Origin of the sequence: Bacteroides sp. 3_1_13, assembly GCF_001185845.1 — a bacterium.
Classification (GTDB): domain Bacteria; phylum Bacteroidota; class Bacteroidia; order Bacteroidales; family Bacteroidaceae; genus Bacteroides; species Bacteroides xylanisolvens.
Genome location: NZ_KQ236956.1, coordinates 1,794,467 through 1,820,243 on the forward strand (window position 1 = coordinate 1,794,467; position 25,777 = coordinate 1,820,243).

At 42.4% G+C, this 25,777-nt stretch carries 21 protein-coding genes and 1 pseudogene; 10 read left to right on the plus strand and 12 right to left on the minus strand.

Features of this window, described 5'->3' with window-relative positions:
* Positions 1-24: 24 nt before the first annotated feature.
* The 3 genes from HMPREF9009_RS19765 to mfd form a co-directional block, all read right to left on the minus strand.
* Positions 25-321, minus strand: coding sequence for a type II toxin-antitoxin system RelE/ParE family toxin (locus HMPREF9009_RS19765; RefSeq protein WP_004312602.1), 297 nt, complete (start codon positions 319-321; stop codon positions 25-27).
* Positions 309-521 carry a hypothetical protein gene (locus tag HMPREF9009_RS19770; protein ID WP_004312604.1) on the minus strand — a complete coding sequence of 71 codons (213 nt, stop codon included), beginning with the start codon at positions 519-521 and terminating at the stop codon, positions 309-311. Before HMPREF9009_RS19770 ends, HMPREF9009_RS19765 begins: the two co-directional genes overlap by 13 nt.
* A gap of 87 nt (positions 522-608) precedes the next feature.
* Complete coding sequence (gene mfd / locus HMPREF9009_RS19775) at positions 609-3,983, minus strand: transcription-repair coupling factor (RefSeq protein WP_049703396.1); 3,375 nt, start codon at positions 3,981-3,983, stop codon at positions 609-611.
* A gap of 259 nt (positions 3,984-4,242) precedes the next feature.
* On the opposite strand from mfd, the gene HMPREF9009_RS19780 reads away from it, so the two are divergent.
* The 4 genes from HMPREF9009_RS19780 to HMPREF9009_RS19795 all read left to right on the plus strand — a co-directional run bounded on the left by HMPREF9009_RS19780 (position 4,243) and on the right by HMPREF9009_RS19795 (position 8,107).
* Positions 4,243-4,986, plus strand: a complete 744-nt coding sequence (locus HMPREF9009_RS19780) for a polyprenol monophosphomannose synthase (protein ID WP_004312608.1) — start codon at positions 4,243-4,245, stop codon at positions 4,984-4,986.
* Positions 4,983-6,323 carry a dihydroorotase gene (locus tag HMPREF9009_RS19785; protein WP_049703081.1) on the plus strand — a complete coding sequence of 447 codons (1,341 nt, stop codon included), beginning with the start codon at positions 4,983-4,985 and terminating at the stop codon, positions 6,321-6,323. The genes HMPREF9009_RS19780 and HMPREF9009_RS19785 overlap by 4 nt, the downstream gene beginning before the upstream one ends.
* A gap of 300 nt (positions 6,324-6,623) precedes the next feature.
* A complete protein-coding gene (locus tag HMPREF9009_RS19790; RefSeq protein ID WP_049703082.1) occupies positions 6,624-7,526 on the plus strand; it encodes a vitamin B12 dependent-methionine synthase activation domain-containing protein in 903 nt (300 codons plus the stop codon).
* A 68-nt stretch (positions 7,527-7,594) separates the two neighbouring features.
* A complete protein-coding gene (locus HMPREF9009_RS19795; protein WP_008021804.1) occupies positions 7,595-8,107 on the plus strand; it encodes an RNA polymerase sigma factor in 513 nt (170 codons plus the stop codon).
* Positions 8,108-8,179: 72 nt separating this feature from the next.
* Here HMPREF9009_RS19795 and HMPREF9009_RS26430 read toward each other — a convergent pair.
* The 3 genes and pseudogenes from HMPREF9009_RS26430 to HMPREF9009_RS19810 form a co-directional block, all read right to left on the minus strand.
* Positions 8,180-8,224, minus strand: a pseudogene (locus HMPREF9009_RS26430) (hypothetical protein); the annotation flags it as partial.
* 483 nt (positions 8,225-8,707) lie between these two features.
* Entirely contained in the window at positions 8,708-11,575 is a 2,868-nt protein-coding gene (locus HMPREF9009_RS19805) for an SbcC/MukB-like Walker B domain-containing protein (RefSeq protein WP_049703083.1), read from the minus strand.
* The gene (locus HMPREF9009_RS19810; RefSeq protein ID WP_008643301.1) at positions 11,572-12,825 is read right to left on the minus strand and encodes an exonuclease SbcCD subunit D C-terminal domain-containing protein; all 1,254 of its coding nucleotides are present in this window, start codon (positions 12,823-12,825) and stop codon (positions 11,572-11,574) included. The genes HMPREF9009_RS19805 and HMPREF9009_RS19810 overlap by 4 nt, the downstream gene beginning before the upstream one ends.
* A gap of 120 nt (positions 12,826-12,945) precedes the next feature.
* Between HMPREF9009_RS19810 and HMPREF9009_RS19815 the strand changes: the two genes are divergently transcribed.
* Positions 12,946-13,704 (plus strand): lysophospholipid acyltransferase family protein, encoded by a 759-nt coding sequence (locus tag HMPREF9009_RS19815; RefSeq protein WP_004315944.1) that lies wholly within the window; start codon positions 12,946-12,948, stop codon positions 13,702-13,704.
* A 109-nt stretch (positions 13,705-13,813) separates the two neighbouring features.
* On the opposite strand, the gene HMPREF9009_RS19820 is transcribed toward HMPREF9009_RS19815, so the two are convergent.
* The 3 genes from HMPREF9009_RS19820 to HMPREF9009_RS19830 form a co-directional block, all read right to left on the minus strand.
* Entirely contained in the window at positions 13,814-14,290 is a 477-nt protein-coding gene (locus HMPREF9009_RS19820; protein ID WP_049703084.1) for a hypothetical protein, read from the minus strand.
* A gap of 165 nt (positions 14,291-14,455) precedes the next feature.
* On the minus strand, positions 14,456-16,210 hold the full coding sequence (locus HMPREF9009_RS19825) for a tetratricopeptide repeat protein (protein WP_049703085.1): 1,755 nt from the start codon (positions 16,208-16,210) through the stop codon (positions 14,456-14,458).
* Between the two features lie 42 nt (positions 16,211-16,252).
* Positions 16,253-16,987 (minus strand): DUF4369 domain-containing protein, encoded by a 735-nt coding sequence (locus HMPREF9009_RS19830; RefSeq protein WP_004297344.1) that lies wholly within the window; start codon positions 16,985-16,987, stop codon positions 16,253-16,255.
* Between the two features lie 157 nt (positions 16,988-17,144).
* Between HMPREF9009_RS19830 and HMPREF9009_RS19835 the strand changes: the two genes are divergently transcribed.
* The 5 genes from HMPREF9009_RS19835 (at position 17,145) to HMPREF9009_RS19855 (ending at position 23,788) form a co-directional block, all read left to right on the plus strand.
* Positions 17,145-18,389 (plus strand): anaerobic sulfatase-maturation protein, encoded by a 1,245-nt coding sequence (locus HMPREF9009_RS19835; RefSeq protein ID WP_008021790.1) that lies wholly within the window; start codon positions 17,145-17,147, stop codon positions 18,387-18,389.
* A gap of 54 nt (positions 18,390-18,443) precedes the next feature.
* Positions 18,444-20,603: a S46 family peptidase gene (locus tag HMPREF9009_RS19840; RefSeq protein ID WP_009040909.1), complete on the plus strand. Its 2,160-nt coding sequence runs from the start codon at positions 18,444-18,446 to the stop codon at positions 20,601-20,603.
* On the plus strand, positions 20,604-22,763 hold the full coding sequence (locus HMPREF9009_RS19845; RefSeq protein WP_049703086.1) for a S46 family peptidase: 2,160 nt from the start codon (positions 20,604-20,606) through the stop codon (positions 22,761-22,763). It begins immediately after the preceding gene.
* A gap of 243 nt (positions 22,764-23,006) precedes the next feature.
* A complete protein-coding gene (trxA, locus tag HMPREF9009_RS19850) occupies positions 23,007-23,306 on the plus strand; it encodes a thioredoxin (protein ID WP_049703087.1) in 300 nt (99 codons plus the stop codon).
* Positions 23,307-23,323: 17 nt separating this feature from the next.
* Positions 23,324-23,788 (plus strand): thioredoxin family protein, encoded by a 465-nt coding sequence (locus HMPREF9009_RS19855; protein WP_049703088.1) that lies wholly within the window; start codon positions 23,324-23,326, stop codon positions 23,786-23,788.
* Between the two features lie 144 nt (positions 23,789-23,932).
* On the opposite strand, the gene HMPREF9009_RS19860 is transcribed toward HMPREF9009_RS19855, so the two are convergent.
* The 3 genes from HMPREF9009_RS19860 to HMPREF9009_RS19870 all read right to left on the minus strand — a co-directional run bounded on the left by HMPREF9009_RS19860 (position 23,933) and on the right by HMPREF9009_RS19870 (position 25,674).
* Positions 23,933-24,568: a SagB/ThcOx family dehydrogenase gene (locus tag HMPREF9009_RS19860; protein WP_049703089.1), complete on the minus strand. Its 636-nt coding sequence runs from the start codon at positions 24,566-24,568 to the stop codon at positions 23,933-23,935.
* 94 nt (positions 24,569-24,662) lie between these two features.
* Positions 24,663-25,223 carry an NADH peroxidase gene (locus tag HMPREF9009_RS19865; protein WP_004297333.1) on the minus strand — a complete coding sequence of 187 codons (561 nt, stop codon included), beginning with the start codon at positions 25,221-25,223 and terminating at the stop codon, positions 24,663-24,665.
* 22 nt (positions 25,224-25,245) lie between these two features.
* A complete protein-coding gene (locus HMPREF9009_RS19870; RefSeq protein ID WP_004312036.1) occupies positions 25,246-25,674 on the minus strand; it encodes a Fur family transcriptional regulator in 429 nt (142 codons plus the stop codon).
* Positions 25,675-25,777: the final 103 nt, after the last annotated feature.

Sequence of the window (25,777 nt, forward strand, 5' to 3'; positions counted from 1 at the left end):
ATTCCATCACTTACAAAACCACCTCTAAAAAGGAGCCTTATCAGGATCTTGGCGAGTATCAAAAACAGCTTCCACAAGAATCTGCTTTTCAAGTACCCGATAATAGACCTTGAAATAATCACAATGAAAAACACGTATATTAGGTACAGAAGTAGCTTTATACATATAAGGATATTTAGCGACTAATTGCAATACGTCTCTCACCATTGTATAAATGGAACGGCTATATTGGGTATTTCCATTTCTCACATTATAGAAAGTCAGAATTTGCTGAAAAACAATAGTCGCTGTTTCTGTCCAGACTATTTTTAACTTAGCCATTGTTCCACCAGCTTATCCACATCTTCTTGAGTATGCAATCTACCCTCCTCATAATCTTTTTCAGAATGCATTATAATTTCCTGTTCATATTCTGTAGGAACATAAAGATTTGCATTAGGAGTAGTTACATGATAAGCAGCCACTGGTTCATTGACCTGTGGCAATTCATTATCTTGAGGTTTATATGATTTCTTAGCCATATCAGTTATTAAGTTATATCTACAAAGATAAAGATCCCCTTGGTATAAAACAAACAATTCCTCGCTTATCTTCCCCGAAAAGCTTATTTATTCTTCTTTCACAGGCAACGCCACAATCTCCTGCAACACACTGACTGCCGTCTCCACATTAGTTACATTTTTAATCAACATACTCCGTCTGCCATTCTGCTCACGCAGATCACAGCGCCGAGTATACTTCATCATATAGTCTATCACTTTACCGAAAGCCTTACTTTGATAGAACGGACTATCCGGATTGGAAACAAAGAACAAGGTCATTCGTCCGCCTTTCAGGAAAATCTTCTCTGCTCCCAAACGCGCTGACAAACGGCGTAAAGGAACAATGCGGAGTAATTCTTCCGTTTCCCGGGGAACCGGACCGAAGCGGTCTTCCAGGCGGGTGCGGAAAGCTTCCACATCCTTATCCAATGTCAGTCCATCCAGTTCACGATAGAGCAACATACGTTCGCTGCTGCCGGTTACGTAGTTGGCCGGCAATAAAAGTTCGAGGTCACTTTCTACCTGACACTCCTCTACAAATTCTTCTCCACTAATTTGTCCTTCACCTTTTATTTCATCAGCATACAGTTCTGCAAATTCATCTGTTTTCAACTCATGGACAGCTTCAGTCAGTATCTTCTGATATGTTTCATATCCCAAATCAGCGACAAAGCCACTTTGCTCGGCTCCGAGCAAATTTCCGGCTCCACGAATGTCCAAATCCTGCATGGCAATATGAATACCACTTCCCAAATCACTAAAGTTTTCAATCGCTTGAAGACGTCGTCTTCCTTCAGCTGTCAGACTGCCCAACGGAGGAGCCAGCAGATAACAGAATGCTTTCTTGTTACTACGCCCTACCCGTCCACGCATCTGGTGGAGATCACTTAAACCAAAGTTTTGCGCCTGATTGATAATGATGGTATTTGCATTCGGAATATCGATACCACTTTCGATGATTGTGGTTGCCAAGAGCACATCATAGTCATAGTTGACAAAATCCAGAATAATTTTCTCCAGTTCTGTCGGTTCCATCTGCCCGTGTCCGATTGCTACACGGCAATCCGGAATATGGCGCTCGATCATTGCTTTCAGTTCCGGCAAGTTCGCAATCCGGTTATTGACGAAAAAGACCTGCCCGTTGCGGCTCATCTCAAAATTGATGGCATCCGTTATCACTTCTTCATTAAAAGTATGCACTTCGGTCTGAATCGGATAGCGGTTAGGCGGCGGAGTGGAAATCACGCTCAAATCACGCGCGCCCATCAACGAGAATTGAAGGGTACGGGGAATCGGAGTAGCAGTCATTGTGAGTGTATCTACATTCACTTTCAACTGACGCAGCTTTTCTTTTACGGAAACTCCGAATTTCTGTTCTTCGTCGACAATCAGCAGTCCCAAGTCTTTAAACTGAACATCCTTGCCTAAGATACGGTGGGTACCTATCAGAATACCGACATCTCCATCCTTCAGTCCTTTTAATACAGCTTTGGTTTGTGCGGCAGTACGTGCGCGGCTTAAATATTCCACCCGGCATGGCAGTCCTTTCAGACGTTCGCGGAATGTTTGAAAATGCTGGTAAGCAAGCACCGTTGTCGGAACCAGAACGGCCACTTGTTTATTATCGGCAACAGCTTTGAAAGCGGCACGGATTGCAACTTCTGTTTTTCCAAATCCTACATCGCCACAGACCAGACGGTCCATCGGGCGGTCACTTTCCATATCCGCTTTGACATCAATCGTCGCCTTACTCTGATCCGGTGTATCTTCATAAATAAAGGATGCTTCCAACTCACGCTGCAAGAAACTATCGGGACTATAAGAAAACCCTTTTTCCTGACGACGCTGCGAATACAATTTTATCAAATCGCGGGCTATATCCTTGATTTTGCTCTTCGTACGTTCTTTCAGTTTCTCCCATGCCCCTGTACCTAATTTGTTAAGCCGGGGAGCCTCTCCCTCCTTACCTTTGTATTTGGAAACTTTATGCAGGGAATGAATGGAAACGAACACTACATCTTCATTCTGAAACACCAGTTTCAAAACTTCCTGCGTAGTATCACCATTCGGTATACGCACCAAACCGGAAAAACGTCCGATACCATGATCGGTATGCACCACATAATCTCCTGGAGTAAACTGATTCAGTTCTTTTAAGGACAGTGCTACTTTTCCCGAACGGGCTTTATCACTTTTCAGGTTATATTTATGGAAACGGTCAAACAACTGATGGTCGGTGAAGATACAGAGCCGTAGTGTGTTATCTACAAATCCTTCATGTATGGTACGCTCTATGGGAGTAAAATTAATCTGATCGCCCCGATCTTCAAAAATAGCCTTGATACGATCTGTCTGCTTCATACTGTCACTACAGATATATAGCGAATAACCTTTTTCCAAATAATCTTTGAAAGAAGAAGCTACCAAATCGAAATTCTTATGAAAGATGGGTTGGGCAGATGTATTGAAAGTAACACTGGCATTCGGCGTTCCGGTTGGTTTGTTACCAAATTCCAATCGGCGGAAATCGAGTGCCCGTACAGTAAATTCACTGCCGTCTATCAATTTTCCCTCCAATGTAATGCCTCCATTCTCTGCGGCTTCCTGGACAGCTATTGCCTGGGGAGTCAACGCTTCATCATGCACCACCTGGATTCGTTCACGCAACCAAAGAAAATCGCGCATTGCCAGAGTAGTATCTTTCGGGATAAAATCCAGAAAGGAAGTTGTCACGTCTCCTGTCACTGCTAAATCGGGAACAATGGACACTCCACTTTTCTTCTCGCGGGATAATTGGGACTCTACTTCAAAGGTACGGATACTTTCTACTTCATCACCAAAGAAATCAATACGATAAGGATATTCCGAAGCAAAAGAGAAAACGTCGATAATGCTACCGCGAACAGCGTATTGCCCCGGTTCATATACATAATCTACGTATTCGAAGCCATAACTATGCAACACATCAGTGATAAACGTGGTATCCACTTTCTCCCCTACATTCAATTTCAGGGTTTTATCGCTCAATTCCTTTCGCGACACTACTTTCTCTGCCAATGCATCCGGGTACGTAACGATACATAGTCCCTCCTCCCTTTTTTGCAAGCGGCTAAGTACTTCCGTGCGCAGAATCTCATTGGCTGCGTCTTTTTGCCCATATTTAATAGAGCGACGGAATGAAGATGGAAAGAATAACACCTTTTCCGTACCCAATATCTGCGTCAAGTCATGATAAAAATAGCCGGCTTCTTCAAGATCACCTAAAATAAAGACAAACGGACAACCACTCTCTTGTACCAATACAGAAGAAAAAAGAGAAGCAGCAGATGCACACAGTCCTCCACAAAAAACAGTCTGAACAGAAGTGTCCTTCAACAAGCGCTTCATTACTGCCATATTGGGGTGGGCAGCATATTGTTGTTGCAATTCAGTTATTGTCATACCTATAAAATTTCCCCGCAAAATTACAAAAAAGAATCGCAGGACAGACATAAGTGTGGGAAAGTTTTCATCCCCCCAAAGTTTCTCACCGAGAAACAAAGTGTTCCACACCGAGAAACAACTTGTTTCACACCGAGGAACAAACCGTTTCACACCAAGAAACAAAAGATTGCCTTCTGCTCTTCACGTTAAATTTTCCTTAGTTCGGCTATAACTAAAGGAAAAGAACTACTTTTGTTTTAAATTTTATAGTATCTATATGCAGACATCGGATAGCATTGTAATTATCCCTACCTATAATGAACGGGAGAACATAGAAAATATCATCCGTGCCGTATTCGGCCTTCCCAAAGTATTCCATATTCTGGTAATAGAAGACGGCTCTCCGGACGGAACGGCAACCATCGTAAAAACCTTGCAACAAGAATTTCCCGAACGGCTTTTTATGATTGAGCGTAAAGGGAAACTGGGATTGGGCACTGCCTATATTACCGGATTTAAATGGGCACTGGAACACGCATACGAGTATATCTTTGAAATGGATGCCGACTTCAGTCATAATCCGAACGATTTGCCCCGTTTGTATCAGGCTTGTTCGGAACAGGGTGGAGATGTATCCATCGGCTCCCGCTACATCAGCGGAGTAAATGTAGTGAACTGGCCGATGGGACGGGTATTAATGTCGTACTTTGCCTCCAAATATGTGCGGTTCATCACAGGAATACCCGTACACGACACGACTGCCGGATTTGTCTGCTACCGCCGTCAGGTACTGGAAATGATTGATTTGGATCATATCCGTTTTAAGGGATATGCTTTTCAGATTGAAATGAAATTCACCGCTTACAAATGTGGTTTTAAAATCATCGAAGTTCCCGTGATTTTCATTAATCGTGAACTAGGGACTTCCAAGATGAATAGCAGCATCTTTGGAGAGGCCATATTTGGTGTGATTAAATTAAAAGTAAATAGTTGGTTCCATAAATTCCCGCAAAAGTCATGAAACGTACACTGATTCAAAACGCCGTTATTGTTAACGAAGGAAGAAAAGTACTGGGTTCAGTAGTCATTGAAAATGAAAAGATAGCCGAAATATTGGTGGGTGAAGAAAAAGCAACTGCCCCTTGTGACGAAGTCATTGACGCAAGCGGGTGTTATCTCCTGCCGGGTGCCATCGACGAGCATGTTCATTTCCGCGATCCCGGACTGACTCATAAAGCTGATATTACCACAGAAAGCCATGCCGCTGCAGCAGGGGGTGTCACTTCCATCATGGACATGCCCAATACAAACCCGCAGACTACGACGCTGGAGGCTTTGGAAGAGAAATTCACCCTACTAGGTGAGAAATCAGCTGTCAACTATTCCTGCTATTTCGGAGCAACGAATAATAACTATACCCAGTTTGCGCAACTGGATAAACACCGGGTTTGTGGCGTGAAATTATTTATGGGGTCAAGCACCGGCAATATGCTGGTAGACCGGATGGCAAGCTTGCGTAATATATTCGGTGGAACCGATCTGCTCATCGCCGCCCATTGCGAAGACCAGGGAATTATCAAAGAAAATACGGATAAATACAAGAAAGAATACGGAGACAATGTACCTCTGGCTCTTCATCCGCTTCTCCGTTCGGAAGAGGCTTGCTATCGTTCGTCCGAGCTGGCTGTGCAACTGGCACGGGAAACAAATGCCCGCCTGCACATCATGCATATTTCCACCGCTAAAGAGTTGAGTCTGTTTTCCAACGTTCCTCTGGCACAAAAAAGAATTACAGCAGAAGCCTGCGTTTCCCATCTACTCTTTACGGAAGAAGATTATCAGACATTGGGTGCCCGCATTAAATGCAACCCTGCCATCAAGACTGCACAAGACCGGAAAGCCTTGCAAGAAGCTGTCAACAGCGGTCTGATTGATGCCATCGCAACCGATCATGCCCCACACTTGCTTAGTGAAAAAGAAGGAGGTGCATTAAAGGCAATGTCCGGGATGCCGATGATTCAGTTCTCGCTAGTCAGCATGTTGGAGTTGGCAGATAAAGGAGTGTTTACTATCGAAAAAGTGGTAGAAAAAATGGCTCATGCTCCTGCGCAGATGTATGAGATACCAAACAGGGGATTCATCCGCAAAGGCTATCAGGCTGACCTGGTATTAGTCCGCCCCGGAAGCGAATGGACTGTAACAACTGATTGTATTCTAAGCAAATGTAAATGGAGTCCATTAGAGGGACACACATTCGACTGGAAAGTAGAGAAAACATTTGTAAACGGACATCTGTTATATAACAACGGAGAAATAGACGAGACTTATCGCGGACAAGAATTGTTCTTCGAACGATAAATGATAATTTTGCGGAGTGCCCTGAAAGGGCTTAATTCTATAGCGTAGGGCAACGCCCTACGTAAAAACGACAATCTGAATTTGCGCCCTGAAAGGGCATAATTGTATACAGTTCCGCCCTTTCAGGGCTTGTGGCTGGTGTGTCTTTTTCGTAGGGCGTTGCCCTACGCTATATAATTAAGCCCTTTCAGGGCACCCCAATAAATATATAATTGTAAGGCTTTCAGCCTAACTGATAAATTCTCATTTAACCGATAAATTCTCATTTAACCGATAAATTCCCATTTAATTGTATAAATTATGATTCTATCTTATAAAATACACACAGTTACTCCCTACATCAACTGGATTTACTTTTTCCACGCATGGGGTTTCCAGCCACGTTTTGCAGCCATCGCCAACATTCACGGATGTGATGCCTGCCGTGCTTCGTGGCTGACGACTTTTCCGGAAGAAGAGCGTAGCAAGGCTTCCGAAGCCATGCAGTTATTTAAAGAAGCCAACCGGATGCTTGATCTACTCGACCGGGATTATGAGGTAAAGACCCTATTCAAGCTCTGTAAAGCAAATTCTGACGGAGATAATCTAATTATTGAGAAAGAAAAAGACCAATTCGTCACCTTTCCTTTGCTGCGTCAGCAGACGCCCAAAAGAGATGGAAGTCCTTTCCTTTGTCTAAGCGACTTTATCCGTCCTCTTTCTTCCGGCATCCCCGACACCATCGGTGCTTTTGCTTCTTCTATTGATGCGGACATGGAAGGACTGTATGAACAGGACCCATATAAACACTTGCTTGTCCAAACCCTCTCCGACCGACTGGCAGAAGCTGCAACAGAAAAGATGCATGAGTATGTACGAAAAGAAGCATGGGGATATGCCAAAGAAGAAAATCTGGGCATAGCGGATTTATTGGTCGAGAAATATCAAGGTATTCGCCCTGCCGTCGGCTACCCGTCTTTACCGGATCAGTCTGTCAACTTCCTGTTGGATGAACTGCTGGACATGAAACAGATAGGTATTTCATTGACTGAAAACGGGGCCATGTATCCGCACGCTTCTGTTTGCGGACTTATGTTTTCGCATCCGGCTTCCGAATATTTTTCTGTAGGAAAGATTGGAGAGGACCAACTCGAAGATTATACCCGCCGCCGGGGAAAAAGCATCGAAGAAATGCGCAAATTTCTGGCAGCGAATCTTCAATAATCATCATTCTCCTGTGATTTTTCTCCTTTTCTCACGACTAACTAACCAGAAAAGCAATCATAGACTTCATGAGAGAACAAACAACAGAAGCCAATCCTCCTATTGAGCAAGAGTTCTTGTCGGTAATCCGCGAATATGAACGGGTGATCTACAAAGTGTGCTATCTGTACGCCAACCCCAATGCTCCGCTCAATGACCTTTATCAGGATGTGCTACTGAATCTTTGGAAAGCCTATCCTAAATTCAGAAAAGAATGTAAAGTATCTACATGGATTTATCGTATTGCTCTCAACACTTGTATCAGTTTTTATCGTAAAGAAAAGAATATACCGGAAATTGTCAGTCTCACCAAAGATACTGACTGGACCATAGAAGCACACGACCCGATCAACGAAATGCTGAAACAGCTTTATCAGATGATTAACCAGCTGGGACAACTAGACAAATCAATTATCCTGCTCTATCTCGAAGACAAAAGTTATGAAGAAATAGCAGAAATTACCGGACTGACGGTTACCAATGTAGCGACTAAACTAAGCCGCATCAAAGACAAACTTAAAAGAATGAAAAAGGAGGAATAAGATATATGGAACTGGAAGAACTGAAAAAATCTTGGAATGCCCTGGATGAACACTTGAAAGATAAAGAGTTCATCAAAGAAGAAGAGCTTGAAAAGCTGATAAGGCATGCAGACAAAGGTATCCATGCCATTGCCAGCCTGAACATCAAGCTTATTCTGATTTCTTTGCCGATATTGATCTTGTTTTTAGCGGAGGTGTTGTTGCACAACAGATTGAACCCGATCTACATCATTATCATTTTCGCATGGATTCCCGCACTTTGCTGGGACATCGTCACCACCCGCTACCTCCAACGGACTCAAATAGACGAGATGCCTCTGGTAGAGGTAATCAGCCGCGTGAACCGTATACACCGATGGACCATCAGAGAACGACTGATTGCTATTGCTTTCCTCCTGGTACTGGCTGTACTCTCATTTATCTACTGGCAAGTGTGGCAATATGGAATAGGCATGATAGCCTTCTTTATCCTGTTATGGGGCGGAGGACTAGGATTGATTTTATGGATTTACCGCAAGAAGTTCTTAAATCGCATCCACGAAATAAAGAAGAATTTAAGCGAATTGAACGAATTAATGTAAAAGGAGATAATGGATGTGCTTACCCTACAACGGTAAGCACACTCTTTCCATTCACTTTCTTATGCACTTGCACCTGAACAGAAATTCGTTCACTCATCTCCTGTACGTGAGAAATAACTCCGATTTTCCGTCCCTGCATCTGTAATTGTTCCAATGCTTCCATTGCCGTACGCAGGCTTTCCGCATCCAAAGAGCCGAATCCTTCATCAATAAATAGAGATTCTACTTTCAGGTTATTGCTTGATAAGGAAGACAAGCCCAAAGCCAACGCCAAAGATATCAGGAATGATTCACCACCGGAAAGAGAGTACACAGTCCGTATTTCATCACACATATCACAATCTATCACTTGAAGCGCCAACGTGTCGGGAACCTGTTGCAACTTATAGCGTTTAGAAAGGTAGGATAAATGTTTATTGGCATGAAGCAACAGCAAATTCAAAGTGTAACTTTGAGCTATCACTTTAAATTTCGCTCCGTCCGCACTGCCTATCAGTTTATTAAGTTTCGCCCAACGTTCGGCAATCGTCTGTTTCTCTGCCAGTTCCTTCGCAATCTGTTCCACAGTTAGCTTATTCTTTGCCTGTTGCAAAAGACGGGCTTCCATAGTAGAAAAGGTACGTTCGATATTCAGGTTTTCTTCCTGTTGTTTCTTTATTATTTCGGGAAGTTGTTCGGGAGACTCAATCTTTTTATACTGTTCCTGCAATTCTCCGATAGCCAGCGTAATTTGCTTCATCTCTCCTTGCAGACCAGAAAGGCGATTGTGCACAGCCTCTACCTCTTTGCGTGCTTTCTCCAAAGCCAAATTCAGCTCTTTTTCTCTTTTTGCCACGGCTGCTTCCGCTTCATCCGCACTTTTTCCTTTCAACAGTTGCGAACGTTCCTGACGGAGCACATTCAACGCTTTCTCTATAACTTCAAATCTCTTTTGTTCGGCTGAAGCAGTATTCTGCAGTAATAACAACTGTTCTTTAGCAGACGATACTTTCTGCATCGCCAGGCGACAAAGAGATACATTCTCACGAAGAGCTTCACAATGCGCACGCATCTTTTTAATTTCTTCATCGCTGCGTTGCCATTCTGCATAAAGATTACGATATTCTAAAATACGTTCTGCCAGTTCCGTCAAACGATGTTGTATCTGCTCTTCGTTACCAGCATCGATCCCAGCTTTATACAATGCCGCCAACTGTTCTCCAATCTGTCCGTCCACCATCTTCTGATGCGTCCAATCACGTTGCAAAACAATGCTCCGGTTATTGATCTGTTGACAGTTTGCTACTGCTGCATTATACTCCTGTTCTATACTCCGAAAAAGAGTATCTACTACCTCCTGTTCCTGATGGTAAGGATGCGCCGTACTACCGCAAACTGGACAAGCTTCCCCCTCCTGCAATTGCTGACGCAATGCTTTCACGTCTTTTCCCACTGCCATACGTGCATTTTCGTAAAGGCGTTGAGTCACTTTCAATGCGGTTTCTTGTTCAGTCAATTGTTTCAGGCAATCAGTTGTTTCTTTCTCCAACCGTTCTACTTCCGCCTTGGTTTTCGTCTGCGTTTCCGTCAATTGCCGGATATTCTGTTGGCGTGTCAGCTCTTTTTGCAACTTCATCTGTTCTTCGGTCAATAACGGATATCCGAAAGAGTTTAATCGCAACAACCGCTCTTCATTCGTGTTTATCCCGGCTGTCAGTTTGTCTGCTTCCTGCCGTAGAATTTCTTCCACCTGTTCTAGCTGCAACGCTTCTTCTATTCCTACATGATTCAGCAAACGGTTCAGAGAAGAATAAGAAACCTGCAACTGCTCCGTAGCCATCCGCATTTTTTGTTCCTGCTCCGACACCTGTTTATTAGCGGACTGTAACATCTGTTTCGATTGTGTGTAACTGTCCTGCTGTGACTGTATCTGTACATCCAACTGACGGGCTTTCTTCAAGTCCGGCTGTATGGCTTCCCATTGTGCCTTGAAATGCACCAATCCTTCTTCTTGTGAAGCCAATGCGCCCTGTAACATTTTCAATCTTGCTTGCTCCTCCTGTTCTTCCTGTTGCTTCTTCTTCCAAAGATCTTCCTGCATTTTTAATGAACGAACCACATTCAGTTGTTCATTTTGCTCTGCCAGCAGTTTGATTCCTGTCACACGCTTTTCGGCCAACAGCTCTTTCTCTTTTTGTAAAGCAAGTAATTCTTCTTCCGGCATCAATTCGATCACATTCATTCGATTCTGAATCAAAGTGACTTCTTCCTGTGCCGCCTTATTCCGTGCATAGACTTCTTGAGAAATCCGGGAATATACACCGGTTCCCGTCAACTTCTCAAGCAACTCCGCTTTGGCCGCTCCTTTCGATTTCAGGAATGTTGCAAAATCATTCTGCGCCAATAATACGGTACGGGTAAACTGCTCATACGTCAACCCCACCAGCTCCACCAACTGAATCAACAACTCTTTTTTGGTACCCTGGAATTCTTTCTCCGTATCCAGTTCTTTCACCTCCAGCGTTTGTGGCTGCAAAGAACCGCTTATCTTATTTCTTGTCCGTCTTACCGACCAGCGAGAACGGTAACGCCGTCCGTCAATGCCTAAGAAATCGACTTCCGCATAACCGTCGCTTGTTCCCCGACGCAATAAATTTCTTACATCGGACTGATTTACCTGATTGTCTCCTACATCTGCCAGATTCACACTTTCCACCGAAGTTGCGAAACGGGGAGCTTTATCATACAGTGCCAGACATAAAGCATCTAGTAAAGTAGACTTACCGGCACCCGTAGGTCCTGATATGGCAAATATACCTGCAGAGTGTAATGGTTCTGCTGTAAAATCGACTTCTACTGTCCCTTCTATCGAAGTCAGATTCTTCAATCGTATAGCCAGTATTTTCATTCTTCTTCCTCCTCTTCTTTATGAGTAGCAGCCCAATAGGCTTCCTGAAACAAACCTGTCAGTTCGGCAGGCATTTCCACCTGATAAATCTTTTCAAAGGCAGACTGCGCAATCTGTAAGGGAGACATCTCCTGCAATCCTCTCTTCCAGTTCTCGTTTTCTTTCTCCTTATTTTCTACATCGGTGCGATAGGTAGACACAATGCGTGCCAATCGATAATTTTTATCTGCCAATGCCTCCTCAATCTCCTGCCGAAGCATGGGTTCCGGCTCCTCCAGCAGTACCTTCACTTCTAAATAAGGAGCTACATCCTTTGTCTCCGGCAATTCTTTCAAGGCTTCCAACACCACTTCCGGCAAGGCGGGCTCTCCATTCGGCACACTCACTAAAGGGATTAATTTCGGGCATTCCAACCGTTCAATGTCCACTGCACAACCTCCGTCAAAAGTCACCATCACGACTCCATGATGATAATGTTTCTCTGCAAAAGACATCGGAATAGGACTTCCTGCATATCTCACATTCTCCCTTCCCGACACTCGCTGCGCTTTATGTATATGCCCCAATGCCGTATACGCTATCTGTTCGGAAAAAGCTTCCGGCGATACACATTCCAGACCACCAATCACAGTACGTTCACTATAATCTTTTTCTGCAATCTCCGATCCTGTAGCCTGCAAATGACCGATGGCAAGAATCGACTGATTCGCTGTCCTTTGCTTCCATAGCCTTTGCAGAAGCTGCGAATATAGTTCGCGAACTCCCTCCGCGTACAGGTTGCCTTCCGTCTGCACGACCGGATAATCCCCCTGGCGCAAAAAAGGGACAGCCATGCAAAGCAGTTCCACTTCCCCTTTCCGGTTCTTCAGTTCCACGATCAAATGGTCATAATCAATTTCTCCACCTTCAAGTTTACGCACTACCCCTCTGACTTCTGTCCGCATAGCCTGCAACAGAGGCAAAGGAGCTTCCAGACGTGCTGCCGAATCATGATTGCCGGCCACAATGACAATTTGCAGATTCGGATTCTCCACTGTCACCCGATAAATAAACTGATAATACATGCTTTGGGATGCAGCGGAAGGGTTGGAAACATCAAAAACATCTCCGGCTATAATCAATGCATCAATCTCTTTCTGACGAATTTCTTCTGCCAGCCAATTCAGGAATACCTCATGTTCTCCCGTGCGATCATATCCAAAAAAGGTTTGTCCCAAATGCCAGTCGGCAGTATGTAATATACGTATCATAATTTTATAACTATCTCTACTAACAAGAGGCAAAAATAACACAATCGGAAAGATTATCTCGCATCTGCCTCTCTTTTTTACCAATAATCATGTATATTTGCAGGATAAAAATCCAACCCTATGAAGATACTGTATTATATTTATCAGATTTGCATCGCTTTGCCTATTTTATTAGTGCTGACCATCCTTACGGCAATCGTCACTATTGTAGGTTCCCTCTTGGGAGGAGCCCACTTCTGGGGATATTATCCGGGAAAGATATGGTCACAATTAATTTGTCTGTTCCTGTTGATTCCCGTGAAGATTGAGGGGCGCGAAAAGCTGCATGACAAAACTTCCTATATTTTTGTACCTAACCATCAGGGTTCATTTGATATTTTCCTCATCTACGGCTTCATTGGAAGAAACTTTAAATGGATGATGAAAAAAAGTCTGCGTAAATTGCCATTCGTCGGAAAAGCCTGTGAAAGCGCAGGACATATCTTTGTAGACCGTTCCGGCCCGAAGAAGGTTTTGGAAACCATCCGGCAGGCAAAAGACTCGTTGAAAGACGGAGTTTCTCTGGTGGTCTTTCCCGAAGGTGCACGCACTTTTACCGGACACATGGGATATTTTAAAAAAGGGGCTTTCCAATTGGCGGATGATTTACAGTTGGCAGTGGTACCTGTCACTATCGATGGCTCATTTGAAATCCTTCCACGCACAGGCAAATGGATACATCGCCATCGCATGATTCTGACTATTCACGACCCTATTCCTCCCAAAGGAAAAGGCATGGAAAATATCAAGGCAACCATGGCAGAGGCATACGCTGCTGTTGAAAGTGCCCTCCCGGAGCAACATAAGGGAATGGTGAAAAACGAAGATCAAGACCGGTAATTTGTGTATTATACCTAAAAATGAATATGGGGATGCTCACGCACCCCCACACTCCTAACCAGTTTTATGCATCAAACTATTAAATTAAGAAATTAAGGAATTCAGATATTTAGATGTTTTGCAAAGTTATGGTTTGGTTTGACATCATTTGCAATTCTTGAAAAGTCAAATTAAAACCTTTATGAATTTCTTTTTCTAAATTCTCCAATGAGAAAGATTCACCTCTTGCACCATTAATCTTTCCTCTAAACCGATTGTTATAATGCTTGCGGAATGTATCCGGAGTAACCAAGCCTCCAAAGCCATAATCCCCCACTACAATCACCGGTTTCCGGCGTAACACCCCTTCATAGGCAGTAATCCCCGCTCCAATTATTAGATCGGCTTCTTCAATCAGTTTACCTGTTTCACTCTCGGAGGATATATAATCCACCTGATACTCTGAATATTTACTTAATAGAACTCCTATCCTTAACCGCGTACGAGAATTAGCTACTCCGACAACAATGTTGGCTTTCTGTTCTATCAACTGTAATTCGTTACCTCTCCATGAAGAGGTAGCAGATAATTCATTAGGATTTTTCATATAGCTATTTGGTTTTTGTTAGGTCAAAAGTACGGCATGCATCTGAAAACACAAAAAAAGTCACCCGGACAAAATCAGTGTGTCTGATTCATCGTAAACATCTAAAATCCAACAAAATACATGTTTTGATTCTGTTATTGACCCGGACAATTCATTTTTTATTTATCAAAAGTCCCTTAAAAATGCATTTAAATCTTCTTGTGAAGAAATGCCTAACCGGCCTTTTAGTCTCCCCTTCGCCTTGGTTACCGAGTCGGAAGAGGTCTGGAAAATACGAGCCAACTCTTCATTAGTCAGCCCAAATTTAAGGAAGCAACAGATTTCAAGATCACGTTTCGTCAATAAAGGAGCTTTGTCAAGCAATCGGGTAACGTAATTAGCATAGAGTAAATCAAACAGACTAAACAATTTATAGCGTTCTCCATCAGACAACTTACCTCTTAATGTTCCCTCTTTTATAGCAAGCAGTAATCGAAAGGCAGATATGTATTGTTCAGAAGACGGTCCGACAGTTAATTCTCCTCCTAGTTCTTTCAACAACCCCGATAAGGTTTTGTTCTGCATACTCAAAAGCACAATCTTTCCATTCAACTCGCCTACCTTCATTCGATTTTCTTCGAGTATGCGGTTCTCTTCCAGCACTTGGTCTTTCAACTCCTGGATTTCTTCCATCTCCTGCTGATATCGCTTTATCTCCTCTTCATTATCTCTAATCTGGGATTCAATCTCGGCAATCTTCTTTTTATGGTTCTTACTTTTGTAATAGTAATAACACATATAGAAGGCTACAATCAGAAAAACAATCGTACCGCAAAACAGAAAAACTGTACGGTGCATTTTCATTTGTAAATTATCGCTCCGGAGTTTTTCGTTCTCATACTGCTTTTGCAGTTCTGTTATCAACTCCAAAGAATCGACCTCATCCAATACGCTGACAATGGAATCCGCTTTTTCATGATAAGTAATTGCTTCTTCAAAATTATCAATATCCTTTTCCAAAAAGTATAAATTGTTGTATGCGTCAATACGGGTATACTCTTTAGAAGAATTTACACTCATCTTAAAATATTTTCTGGCATTCTCCACATCCCCCATTTGTATATACAAATATCCCAAAGACATACACTCTACATATTTCCTTTCCTCATCCGTTTCTTTTTCATAAGCAGCAAGGAAATAGCGCTCTGACTTTTTCAACTCTCCCATAGAACGATACAGGATACCCAACTCATGTAAAATGGAAACTTCAGACGGATACTGTTTTTTCCTGGCTAATTCTAAAGCATTATTATAATAGAAATAACAGCTATCCCATTTATTCTGAAACAAATAAGCCCGTCCTATATTCTGCTCGGCTCTGACAATACCCACAGAATCTTTTAACTCTTCATAGATAGCGTATGACTCCTGAAAATTCTTCAATGACTCCTGATACAATTTCTTTTTCCGGTTCACCATCCCTATTTCATCAGTAGCCATGGCAAACATCTTGCAACATTGAATCTTCCCGAACATTTCCTTTGCTGAAGACAGGAACGACAAAGCCTCTTCATCTTTGCCCAATTCACGCAGCACTCTACCATAATAATACTGTGCTTTAGCACGCATGGCAGTGTCACCACGCTCTACAGTATAGTAATTCAGTGCCAATGCAATCAACGAATCAGAAGTAAACTTCACATAGTTCTGATCCATTGCCTGCGTTAATAAAAGCGCATAATCCGCCTGCGATTTTCCACGCAATTTTTCAGGATGAGGAACTGATTTTAATAGATACAGAGCCGTATCAGGGAGAGATTCCATACACATTTCGATCTTCTGGAATGCCGCATCAGGGACCTCCGAATCTCTATGACAAGAAACCGATAAGACTAAAATAAAAAAGAAAGCGGCGTATACCGAAACAGTAGTCGTTTTCATTTTACTTGAGTTTTATGCAAAAATACACAAAAAACTCAAGTATTACTTATTTGTTGAAGCATTTTGTTCCAATCGTTGATGTTCTTCTATCAACTTCATGTTTTCTCTTGCTTTAGACAGAAACTCTCTTACCAGCTTATTATCTTTAAAAGAGTAAGGAGCATCCTTTATAATATCATCTATCTGCGGAGTCATAATGGGATAGGGCAAAGAGCTGCAAAGCATCATAAATACACTAGGTCCCAATACATTTTCGTAATTGTCGGAAATAAACGTTTTCACATACTGATTCATCGCTTGCATCAGTGAATCACCTTCCACCACCAGCTGACTGTGAATTTCATCCAGATCCCCTCCATCCAATACCATACGGGTTTCTTTCTGCTCCAGTTCGCTGATACTTTCTTCTAATTGGTTTCTTTTGCTGATAAACTCGTACAACGCATTATTTAAAGAGGTTCCCACTGCCTTCAAGTCCGTATTGCTGATGGTAACTGTTATTTTTCCACTTTCCAGAACGATCGGCATAATGCTTTCTTCATCCATATAAAGCGTCACCATCTGTACGGAATCTATTTTCCCTTTCATTGAAAACAGACCATGCACCACTTCAGCAGAATCCAGCTTCACCCACTCGCCATCACGCAGGGATTTAAGATACAGCATCTTTCCATCCAGACTATTCACTGAAGATGTTCCTTCAATCTTGTACTTACTGGTACAGGAAGCCAGAAACGGAAGCAAAAGCAAAAAAGGCAAAATTTTATTCACGTTCATCTATTCATTAAATTCTGTGCACAAAGGTACAACTGATTCAGAATTCAAAGAAACATTTTATCAATATTTAAATCTTGTAAGAGTCTTTTCTTTAATAATCCTTATAAACATAGGTGTAAGGCTATTTTTTTCATTTAGTTTATCTAATTTTGCAGTCATGAAAACATCAACATTTGCCCCTTTTGCCAAACCGCTTTATGTAATGGTAAAGCCTGTAGGTGCCGTATGTAATCTAGCATGCGATTATTGCTATTATTTGGAAAAGGCCAACCTATACAAAGACAATCCGAAACACGTAATGAGCGATGAACTTCTGGAAAAGTTTATCGACGAGTACATTAACTCACAAACCATGCCGCAGGTACTTTTCACCTGGCACGGAGGAGAAACGCTGATGCGACCGCTCTCCTTCTATAAAAAGGCAATGGAACTACAAAAGAAATACGCCCGCGGACGTACGATCGACAATTGCATCCAGACCAACGGAACCATGCTTACTGACGAATGGTGCGAATTCTTCCGTGAAAACAATTGGCTGGTAGGTGTCTCCATCGACGGTCCCCAGGAGTTTCATGACGAGTATCGCAAAAACAAATTGGGAAAACCTTCTTTTGTGAAAGTGATGCAAGGCATCAATCTTCTGAAGAAACACGGGGTAGAATGGAATGCAATGGCAGTTATTAATGACTTCAATGCCGAATATCCGTTGGAGTTTTATCGTTTCTTCAAAGAAATCGGTTGCCAATATATCCAGTTCGCTCCCATCGTTGAACGTATTCTTTCGCATGAAGACGGACGTCATCTCGCTTCTCTTGCCGAAAATAAAGCCGGAACACTGGCTGACTTTTCAATCACTCCGGAACAATGGGGGAACTTCCTCTGTACTCTCTTTGACGAATGGGTGAAAGAAGATGTAGGCAAATACTATGTGCAGATATTCGATTCTACCCTGGCCAACTGGATGGGTGAGCAACCCGGTATATGCACGATGGCAAAGACTTGCGGACATGCCGGTGTAATGGAATTCAACGGAGACGTTTATTCTTGCGACCACTTTGTATTCCCCGAATATAAATTAGGTAACATTTACAGTAAGACACTGGTAGAAATGATGCATAGCGAGCGTCAGCACAACTTCGGAAACATGAAATACCAGTCTCTCCCTACTCAATGCAAGGAGTGTGAGTTCCTGTTTGCCTGCAACGGGGAATGCCCGAAAAATCGTTTTAGCCAAACGGCAGAAGGTGAACCGGGATTGAACTACTTATGCAAAGGTTATTATCAGTTCTTTAAACACGTAGCTCCTTACATGGACTTTATGAAAAACGAACTGATGAATCAACGTCCGCCTGCTAATATCATGGAAGCTTTAAGAAATGGAGAATTGAGAGTGGAGAGTTGAGAATGAGAAACAGAAGATATTAACAATCATATATTCAAATTTTATCATTAAATAATGAACAAACTAAGATTTTATCTGGTAGCGCTGGCTGCGCTTTTTGTATTTTCCGTTAGAGCGGATGAGGGTATGTGGCTATTGCAATTGATGCAACAGCAACATTCCATAGATATGATGAAAAAACAGGGATTAAAACTAGAAGCCCAGGACTTATATAATCCAAACGGCGTTTCTCTCAAAGATGCCGTAGGTATATTCGGAGGTGGATGTACGGGAGAAATTATCTCGCCCGAAGGTTTGATTCTAACCAATCACCACTGTGGCTACGCATCCATCCAGCAACATAGTAGTGTTGAGCACGATTATCTGACAGATGGTTTCTGGGCTACTTCCAGAGACAAGGAGCTTCCTACTCCGGGACTGAAATTTACATTTATCGAACGTATCGAAGATGTTACAGATATTGTCAATGCCAAGATTGCGGCAAAGGAAATCACCGAATCCGAATCATTCAGCAATACATTCCTTCAAAAGCTGGCTCATGACCTTTATTTCAAAAGTGACCTGGCAGACAAAAAAGGAATTGTTCCGCAGGCTCTTCCGTTCTATGCCGGAAATAAATTCTATCTTTTCTATAAGAAAATATATCCGGATGTACGTATGGTAGCTGCTCCCCCCTCTTCTATCGGTAAGTTCGGTGGCGAGACAGACAACTGGATGTGGCCGCGCCATACCGGCGACTTCTCCATGTTCCGTATCTATGCTGACGCGAACGGTGAACCGGCAGAATACAGTGAAAACAATGTTCCCCTGAAAACAAAGAAACATTTGTCTATCTCTATCAAAGGGTTGAAAGAAGGAGATTACGCAATGATTATGGGATTCCCCGGAAGCACGAGCCGTTACCTGACTGTATCAGAGGTGAAAGAACGTATGGAATCGGAGAACGACCCGCGTATCCGTATTCGTGGCGCTCGTTTGGCTGTCCTGAAAGAAGTGATGAATGCCAGTGACAAAATCCGTATTCAGTATGCTAACAAGTATGCGGGTTCCAGCAATTATTGGAAAAACTCCATCGGTATGAATAAAGCCATCATCGATAATGATGTGTTGGGAACGAAAGCTGCACAGGAAGCTAAATTCGCAGAATTTGCAAAGGCACAAAACAATGCCGAATATGCGGCAGTCGTGAAGAACATCGATGACCTGGTAGCTAAAACAACCCCTCTCAATTATCAATATACTTGTTTGAGAGAGACTTTCTTCGGAGCTATCGAATTTGGTAATGTCATGTTATCTAAAACGCGTGAAGCATTGCTTGAAAAGAACGACTCTGTGATCGAAGCACGTATGAAAGCGCTGGAAAGCACTTACGAAAGTATCCATAACAAAGATTATGACCATGAAGTAGACCGCAAAGTTGCTAAAGCATTGTTCCCGTTATATGCGGAAATGGTTCCGGCTAACCAGCGTCCGTCTATCTACAAAGTAATTGAGCAGAAATATAAGGGCGATTACAACAAGTTTGTTGATGATATGTACGACAACTCTATTTTTGCCAACCGCGCAAACTTTGAGAAGTTTACAAAGAAGCCGTCAGTGAAAGCAATCGACAACGATCTTGCATTGCAATACTGCCAATCTAAATATGACTTGATGGATAAACTGGTTTCCCAGCTCAAGGACATGGATCAGGAACTGGCTTTGCTGCACAAAACTTATATTCGTGGTCTGGGCGAAATGAAATTGCCTGTACCTTCTTACCCGGACGCAAACTTTACCATTCGTCTGACTTATGGTAACGTGAAACCATACGATCCGAAAGACGGCGTACACTACAACTATTACACCACCACTAAAGGAATTCTTGAGAAAGAAAATCCGGAAGACCGCGAGTTCGTTGTCCCCGCCAAACTGAAAGAGCTGATTGAGAAGAAAGATTATGGCCGTTATGCTTTACCGAACGGTGATATGCCTGTCTGCTTCCTGTCCACCAATGACATCACCGGTGGTAACTCCGGCAGCCCGGTATTGAATGAAAACGGAGAACTGATCGGTTGTGCTTTTGATGGTAACTGGGAATCATTGAGCGGTGACATCAACTTCGACAACAACCTACAACGCTGCATTAACCTGGATATCCGTTATGTCCTGTTCATTCTGGAGAAGTTAGGCAACTGCGGACACCTGATTAATGAAATGACAATCGTAGAATAAATGAGAAAACAAATCCTATTTGTCCTATTTTCACTGGCAACTCTTAGCATCCACGCCGACGAAGGCATGTGGATGCTAACCGATCTGAAAACCCAGAACGCAGTTGCCATGCGCGAACTCGGTCTTGAAATTCCGATCGAAGAAGTATATGACGCGAACGGTCTTTCTCTGAAAGATGCTGTGGTACACTTTGGAGGAGGATGCACGGGAGAAATTATCTCTTCCGAAGGACTGGTACTGACGAATCACCACTGTGGTTATGGAGCTATCCAGCAACACAGTAATGTGGAACATGACTACCTGACAGATGGTTTCTGGGCTATGAACCGTGACGCGGAACTTCCTACTCCGGGATTGACCGTCACATTTATCGACCGGATTCTGGATGTGACCGATTACGTCAACGAGCAACTGAAAAAAGATCCGGACCCGGAAGGTGTCAACTACCTGTCACCAAGTTATCTGGGCACCGTGGCAGAACGTTTCGCCAAAGCAGAGAACATAGAAATAACTCCTGCAACAAAACTGGAGCTCAAGGCTTTTTACGGAGGAAACAAATATTATATGTTCATCAAAACGGTGTACAGTGATATTCGTATGGTAGGCGCTCCTCCTTCTTCCATCGGCAAATTCGGTGCAGATACCGACAACTGGATGTGGCCTCGTCACACAGGTGACTTTTCCCTTTTCCGTATTTATGCGGACAAGAACGGAAAACCGGCAGAATACTCAAAAGATAACGTTCCTTTGCAGGTAAAGAAACACCTGAAAATCAGCATTGCCGGAGTTCAGGAAGGAGATTTCACCTTTGTGATGGGATTTCCGGGACGTAACTGGCGATATATGATTTCCGACGAAGTGGAAGAACGGATGCAAACGACCAACTTTATGCGCCAGCATGTACGTGGAGCCCGTCAGAAAGTACTCATGGAACAAATGCTGAAAGATCCTGCCGTACGTATTCATTATGCGAGCAAATATGCTTCATCAGCCAACTACTGGAAGAATGCCATCGGTATGAATGAAGGACTGGTACGTCTCAACGTACTGGATACCAAGCGTGCGCAACAAGAGGAATTATTAGCCCGTGGCCGTGAAAAAGGAGATGATTCATATCAGAAAGCTTTTGATGAGATTCGTTCTATTGTGGCTCATCGCCGTGACGCGATCTATCATCAGCAGGCTATCAATGAAGCATTGGTCACCGCCCTTGATTTTATGCGCATCCCTTCCACGATGGAATTGGTTGCCGCTCTGAAATCAAAAGATAAGGAGCAAATAAAAGAGGCGAAGCTAAAATTAAAGCAAGAAGCTGATAAGTATTTTGCTTCTGTCCCCTTCCCCGAAGTAGAACGGATGGTTGCCAAAGAGATGCTGAAAACTTACGCCAACTATATTCCGGAGGAACAACGAATCAATATCTTCGAAATCATCAATTCCCGCTTCAAGGGAAGTATCGATGCCTTCGTCGATGCTTGCTTTGAACATTCTATTTTTGGCAATCCTAAAAACTTTGAAAAGTTTATCAAGAAACCAAGTTTGTATAAAATAGGATATGACTGGATGGTATTATTCAAATATTCTATTACCGACGGGATCTTGAAAACAGCCATTGCCATGAAAGAAGCCAATCAGAACTATGACGCTGCTCATAAAGTATGGGTGAAAGGCATGATGGATATGAGACAGGAAAAAGGTACACCTATTTATCCGGACGCCAATTCAACTTTACGTTTGACCTACGGCCAGGTACTTTCTTATGAACCGGCTGATGGTGTTGTGTATGATGCTCATACCACCCTCAAAGGTGTAATGGAGAAAGAAGATCAGGGTAACTGGGAATTTGTAGTGCCTCAAAAATTGAAAGAGCTGTATAAATCCCAGGATTATGGACGCTATGGTAAAAACGGTGAAATGCCCGTCTGCTTTATTGTAAACACCGACAATACAGGAGGAAATTCCGGTAGCCCGGTATTTAACAGCAAAGGCCAATTGATAGGAACTGCTTTCGACCGCAATTTTGAAGGTTTGACAGGAGACATCGCTTTCCGTCCTTCCTCACAACGAGCTGCCTGCGTTGACATCCGTTATACCTTATTTATTATCGACAAATATGCGGGAGCATCTCATATTATTGATGAATTGACTATTGTGGAATAAACAGAAGAATCATTTATAAAGAAAAAATGGATAATGAAGCCTGATGGATTTACATCGTCGTTCATTATCCATTTTTCTTTTCAACTTATCCTCATTCAGATAAACTCCTCCTAATTACTATTTCACAAATCTTACGATTACTATTGCATGAACAAAAACGACCTTTTTTCGTTATTATAATAAAATAGGATTTATATTTGCAGTCTTCAATGACTGTCATTTAACTCTAAGAAAGGAAAGATTATGGAAAAGTTTGAAGATTTAATACAGTCACCGGTACCGGTTTTAGTTGATTTCTTTGCAGAATGGTGCGGACCCTGTAAAGCTATGAAACCAGTTTTAGAAGAACTAAAATTAATTGTAGGAGATAAAGCACGTATTGCAAAGATAGATGTTGACCAGCATGAAGAACTGGCTACTAAATATCGCATACAAGCTGTCCCGACCTTTATATTATTTAAAAACGGAGAGGCTGTCTGGAGACATTCCGGCGTAATCCATAGCAGCGAGCTGCAAGGGGTTATTGAAAAGCATTATAGTTAAAAAGATAAAGATAACGAATGAAGAAAGTATTAGTAATGGTAGCCCTTGTCATGGTAAGCGTGATTGTATACGCTTTCAATGACAGCAGGGAATCCAATCAAGGTAAAAAAGAGGTAACAGGTAACGGTGAAGTCGTCGTAATGGACAAAGATATGTTTCTGAAAGACGTCTTCGATTATGAGAAATCAAAGGAGTGGAAATACAAAGGCGACAAGCCCGCCATCATCGATTTATATGCAGACTGGTGCGGACCTTGCCGTCAGACAGCTCCTATCATGAAAGAACTGGCAAAGGAATATGCAGGGAAAATTGTCATCTACAAAGTTAATGTGGATAAACAAAAAGAACTGGCAGCTTTGTTTAATGCTACAAGTATTCCATTGTTTGTGTTCATTCCGATGAAAGGGGATCCACAACTTTTCCGTGGAGCTGCTGATAAAGCAACTTACAAGAAAGCGATTGATGAATTTCTCTTGAAATAATGAAGAAAATATAGTGACGGTATCCGGTCAGGATAGTGACGCTATAACAAGCAAAGAGTGACGGTATCCGATAGAGATAGCGTCACTCTTTTTTATAGGCTTATAAATCTTCTTTATACGGCTTATAAGTCTTCCTGCGAATCCTTATTTGAAGTGTCCTACAGGATGATTCATCATTGGCATCTGACTATCTTTCAATTTCAAAACTTTCTTTAGCTGCTCATTGTCCATCGAAGCACGTGGTACTGTTGCCAAGTTAGCAGCAGAACAGAAGATTGAAATATTTTGGGAAACAATACCGGCATCCATAGCCCCCATCAACTGGCTGCGTGGACTTTTGGCATCACCAAACCGAGAAAGATCGCTGATTAAAACCAATGATACCGGAGCTGTTTTCACAAACGCCTGACCACCAGCTACTGCACCACGATAATCTCCCGCAACTATCAGTGTCAACTGATGATTTTTAGCATCATACAGATAACTTCCTTCAGGCAACACTACATATACATCCACATCCTGTTTATTCAACGCTGACGGAGCGGTTCTCATTCCGGATTCCTTACGGTTTATTCCATTAGCAGCCCACAACAAATCAGACAGATCAGCCAGGCTCAATGCTTTCGAAGCATATTCGCGAGTTGAATGTCGTTCAGACAATGCCTTCATCACCGCACCAGTGCGGTTTAAATTAGGCTTCGGCAATTTAATCACCTTATCAGCAGCAAAGGCAGCCGCTGAAAGCATTAAACAAACTAACAATAGTTGTACTTTTCTCATAACTGTGGTATTTAAAAATTGATAGACAAATATAAATAAAAAAGGTCTGTATTCGTTGTGGAATACAGACCTTTTAAGAGTTTATTAGGCTTAATTATTTCTTATCACCGAAATAACGGTTGTATAATCCTTCAAAACCTTTACCGTGACGAGCTTCGTCTTTGCACATTTCGTGTACAGTGTCATGGATAGCATCCAGGTTCAGAGCTTTAGCACGAGTTGCAATGCGTTTTTTGTCTTCACATGCACCTTGTTCAGCGTCTTTACGTTTCTGCAGGTTAGTTTTAGTATCCCATACGCAGTCACCCAACAGTTCTGCAAACTTAGCAGCATGTTCAGCTTCTTCCCAAGCGTAACGTTTGAAAGCTTCAGCTACTTCAGGATAACCTTCGCGGTCTGCCTGACGGCTCATGGCCAAATACATACCAACTTCAGTACATTCTCCCATGAAGTGATTGTTCAGGTCCTTAATCATTTCTTCGTCACAACCTTTTGCAACACCGATAACGTGTTCGTCAGCAAAAGACAATGCGCCACCTTCTACTTCAACAACTTCTACGAACTTGCTGGCAGGAGCTTTACACAATGGACATTTCTCAGGAGCTGCGTCACCTTCATGAACGTAACCGCATACAGTACATCTAAATTTCTTCATTTTCTTCTCAATTTTAAATTAATTAGTCAATACGTGTTTCTTTATCTTTACTTAAGCAATTCTTGCAAATACCTTTATAATAATAATGAACTTCCGATACCTGATGACCATCCATTTCCAAATTTTCCACTTGTTTAATCGCTTCCGGACATTCCAAGTCATAAATATGTCCGCAACGTTTGCAAAGGAAATGGGAATGTACAGAAGTATCCGCATCAAAGTTTGTATTCTTTTCGTCAATCGTAAGCATTAATGCCGCTCCCTGTTCGGAAAACAATTTCAAAGTATTATAGACCGTTGTCTTTGAAAGTGTCGGCATTGAAGGAGACAATGCTGTGTAAATATCATCAGCCGACGGATGAATCGGATGCTCCATCAAATATTCCATGATAGCGATGCGTTGCATGGAAGGCTTGATATTATGCTCTAATAATCGATCGTATGGTTTCATTATCTTCCTTTCTTTTCAAAGTTGTATTCATTACAATTATAAATCTAATGCAAAGATAAGAAGTCTTTATTTTATTTCCAAATAAATCTTTGATTTTATTTGT

What these genes read in the sequence shown, in the direction of transcription:
- HMPREF9009_RS19765 (WP_004312602.1), bottom strand. Translation starts at nt 321, where the DNA reads ATGGCTAAGTTAAAAATAGTCTGGACAGAAACAGCGACTATTGTTTTT.
- HMPREF9009_RS19770 (WP_004312604.1), bottom strand. Translation starts at nt 521, where the DNA reads ATGGCTAAGAAATCATATAAACCTCAAGATAATGAATTGCCACAGGTC.
- mfd (WP_049703396.1), bottom strand. Translation starts at nt 3,983, where the DNA reads ATGACAATAACTGAATTGCAACAACAATATGCTGCCCACCCCAATATG.
- HMPREF9009_RS19780 (WP_004312608.1), top strand. Translation starts at nt 4,243, where the DNA reads ATGCAGACATCGGATAGCATTGTAATTATCCCTACCTATAATGAACGG.
- HMPREF9009_RS19785 (WP_049703081.1), top strand. Translation starts at nt 4,983, where the DNA reads ATGAAACGTACACTGATTCAAAACGCCGTTATTGTTAACGAAGGAAGA.
- HMPREF9009_RS19790 (WP_049703082.1), top strand. Translation starts at nt 6,624, where the DNA reads ATGATTCTATCTTATAAAATACACACAGTTACTCCCTACATCAACTGG.
- HMPREF9009_RS19795 (WP_008021804.1), top strand. Translation starts at nt 7,595, where the DNA reads ATGAGAGAACAAACAACAGAAGCCAATCCTCCTATTGAGCAAGAGTTC.
- HMPREF9009_RS19805 (WP_049703083.1), bottom strand. Translation starts at nt 11,575, where the DNA reads ATGAAAATACTGGCTATACGATTGAAGAATCTGACTTCGATAGAAGGG.
- HMPREF9009_RS19810 (WP_008643301.1), bottom strand. Translation starts at nt 12,825, where the DNA reads ATGATACGTATATTACATACTGCCGACTGGCATTTGGGACAAACCTTT.
- HMPREF9009_RS19815 (WP_004315944.1), top strand. Translation starts at nt 12,946, where the DNA reads ATGAAGATACTGTATTATATTTATCAGATTTGCATCGCTTTGCCTATT.
- HMPREF9009_RS19820 (WP_049703084.1), bottom strand. Translation starts at nt 14,290, where the DNA reads ATGAAAAATCCTAATGAATTATCTGCTACCTCTTCATGGAGAGGTAAC.
- HMPREF9009_RS19825 (WP_049703085.1), bottom strand. Translation starts at nt 16,210, where the DNA reads ATGAAAACGACTACTGTTTCGGTATACGCCGCTTTCTTTTTTATTTTA.
- HMPREF9009_RS19830 (WP_004297344.1), bottom strand. Translation starts at nt 16,987, where the DNA reads ATGAACGTGAATAAAATTTTGCCTTTTTTGCTTTTGCTTCCGTTTCTG.
- HMPREF9009_RS19835 (WP_008021790.1), top strand. Translation starts at nt 17,145, where the DNA reads ATGAAAACATCAACATTTGCCCCTTTTGCCAAACCGCTTTATGTAATG.
- HMPREF9009_RS19840 (WP_009040909.1), top strand. Translation starts at nt 18,444, where the DNA reads ATGAACAAACTAAGATTTTATCTGGTAGCGCTGGCTGCGCTTTTTGTA.
- HMPREF9009_RS19845 (WP_049703086.1), top strand. Translation starts at nt 20,604, where the DNA reads ATGAGAAAACAAATCCTATTTGTCCTATTTTCACTGGCAACTCTTAGC.
- trxA (WP_049703087.1), top strand. Translation starts at nt 23,007, where the DNA reads ATGGAAAAGTTTGAAGATTTAATACAGTCACCGGTACCGGTTTTAGTT.
- HMPREF9009_RS19855 (WP_049703088.1), top strand. Translation starts at nt 23,324, where the DNA reads ATGAAGAAAGTATTAGTAATGGTAGCCCTTGTCATGGTAAGCGTGATT.
- HMPREF9009_RS19860 (WP_049703089.1), bottom strand. Translation starts at nt 24,568, where the DNA reads ATGAGAAAAGTACAACTATTGTTAGTTTGTTTAATGCTTTCAGCGGCT.
- HMPREF9009_RS19865 (WP_004297333.1), bottom strand. Translation starts at nt 25,223, where the DNA reads ATGAAGAAATTTAGATGTACTGTATGCGGTTACGTTCATGAAGGTGAC.
- HMPREF9009_RS19870 (WP_004312036.1), bottom strand. Translation starts at nt 25,674, where the DNA reads ATGAAACCATACGATCGATTATTAGAGCATAATATCAAGCCTTCCATG.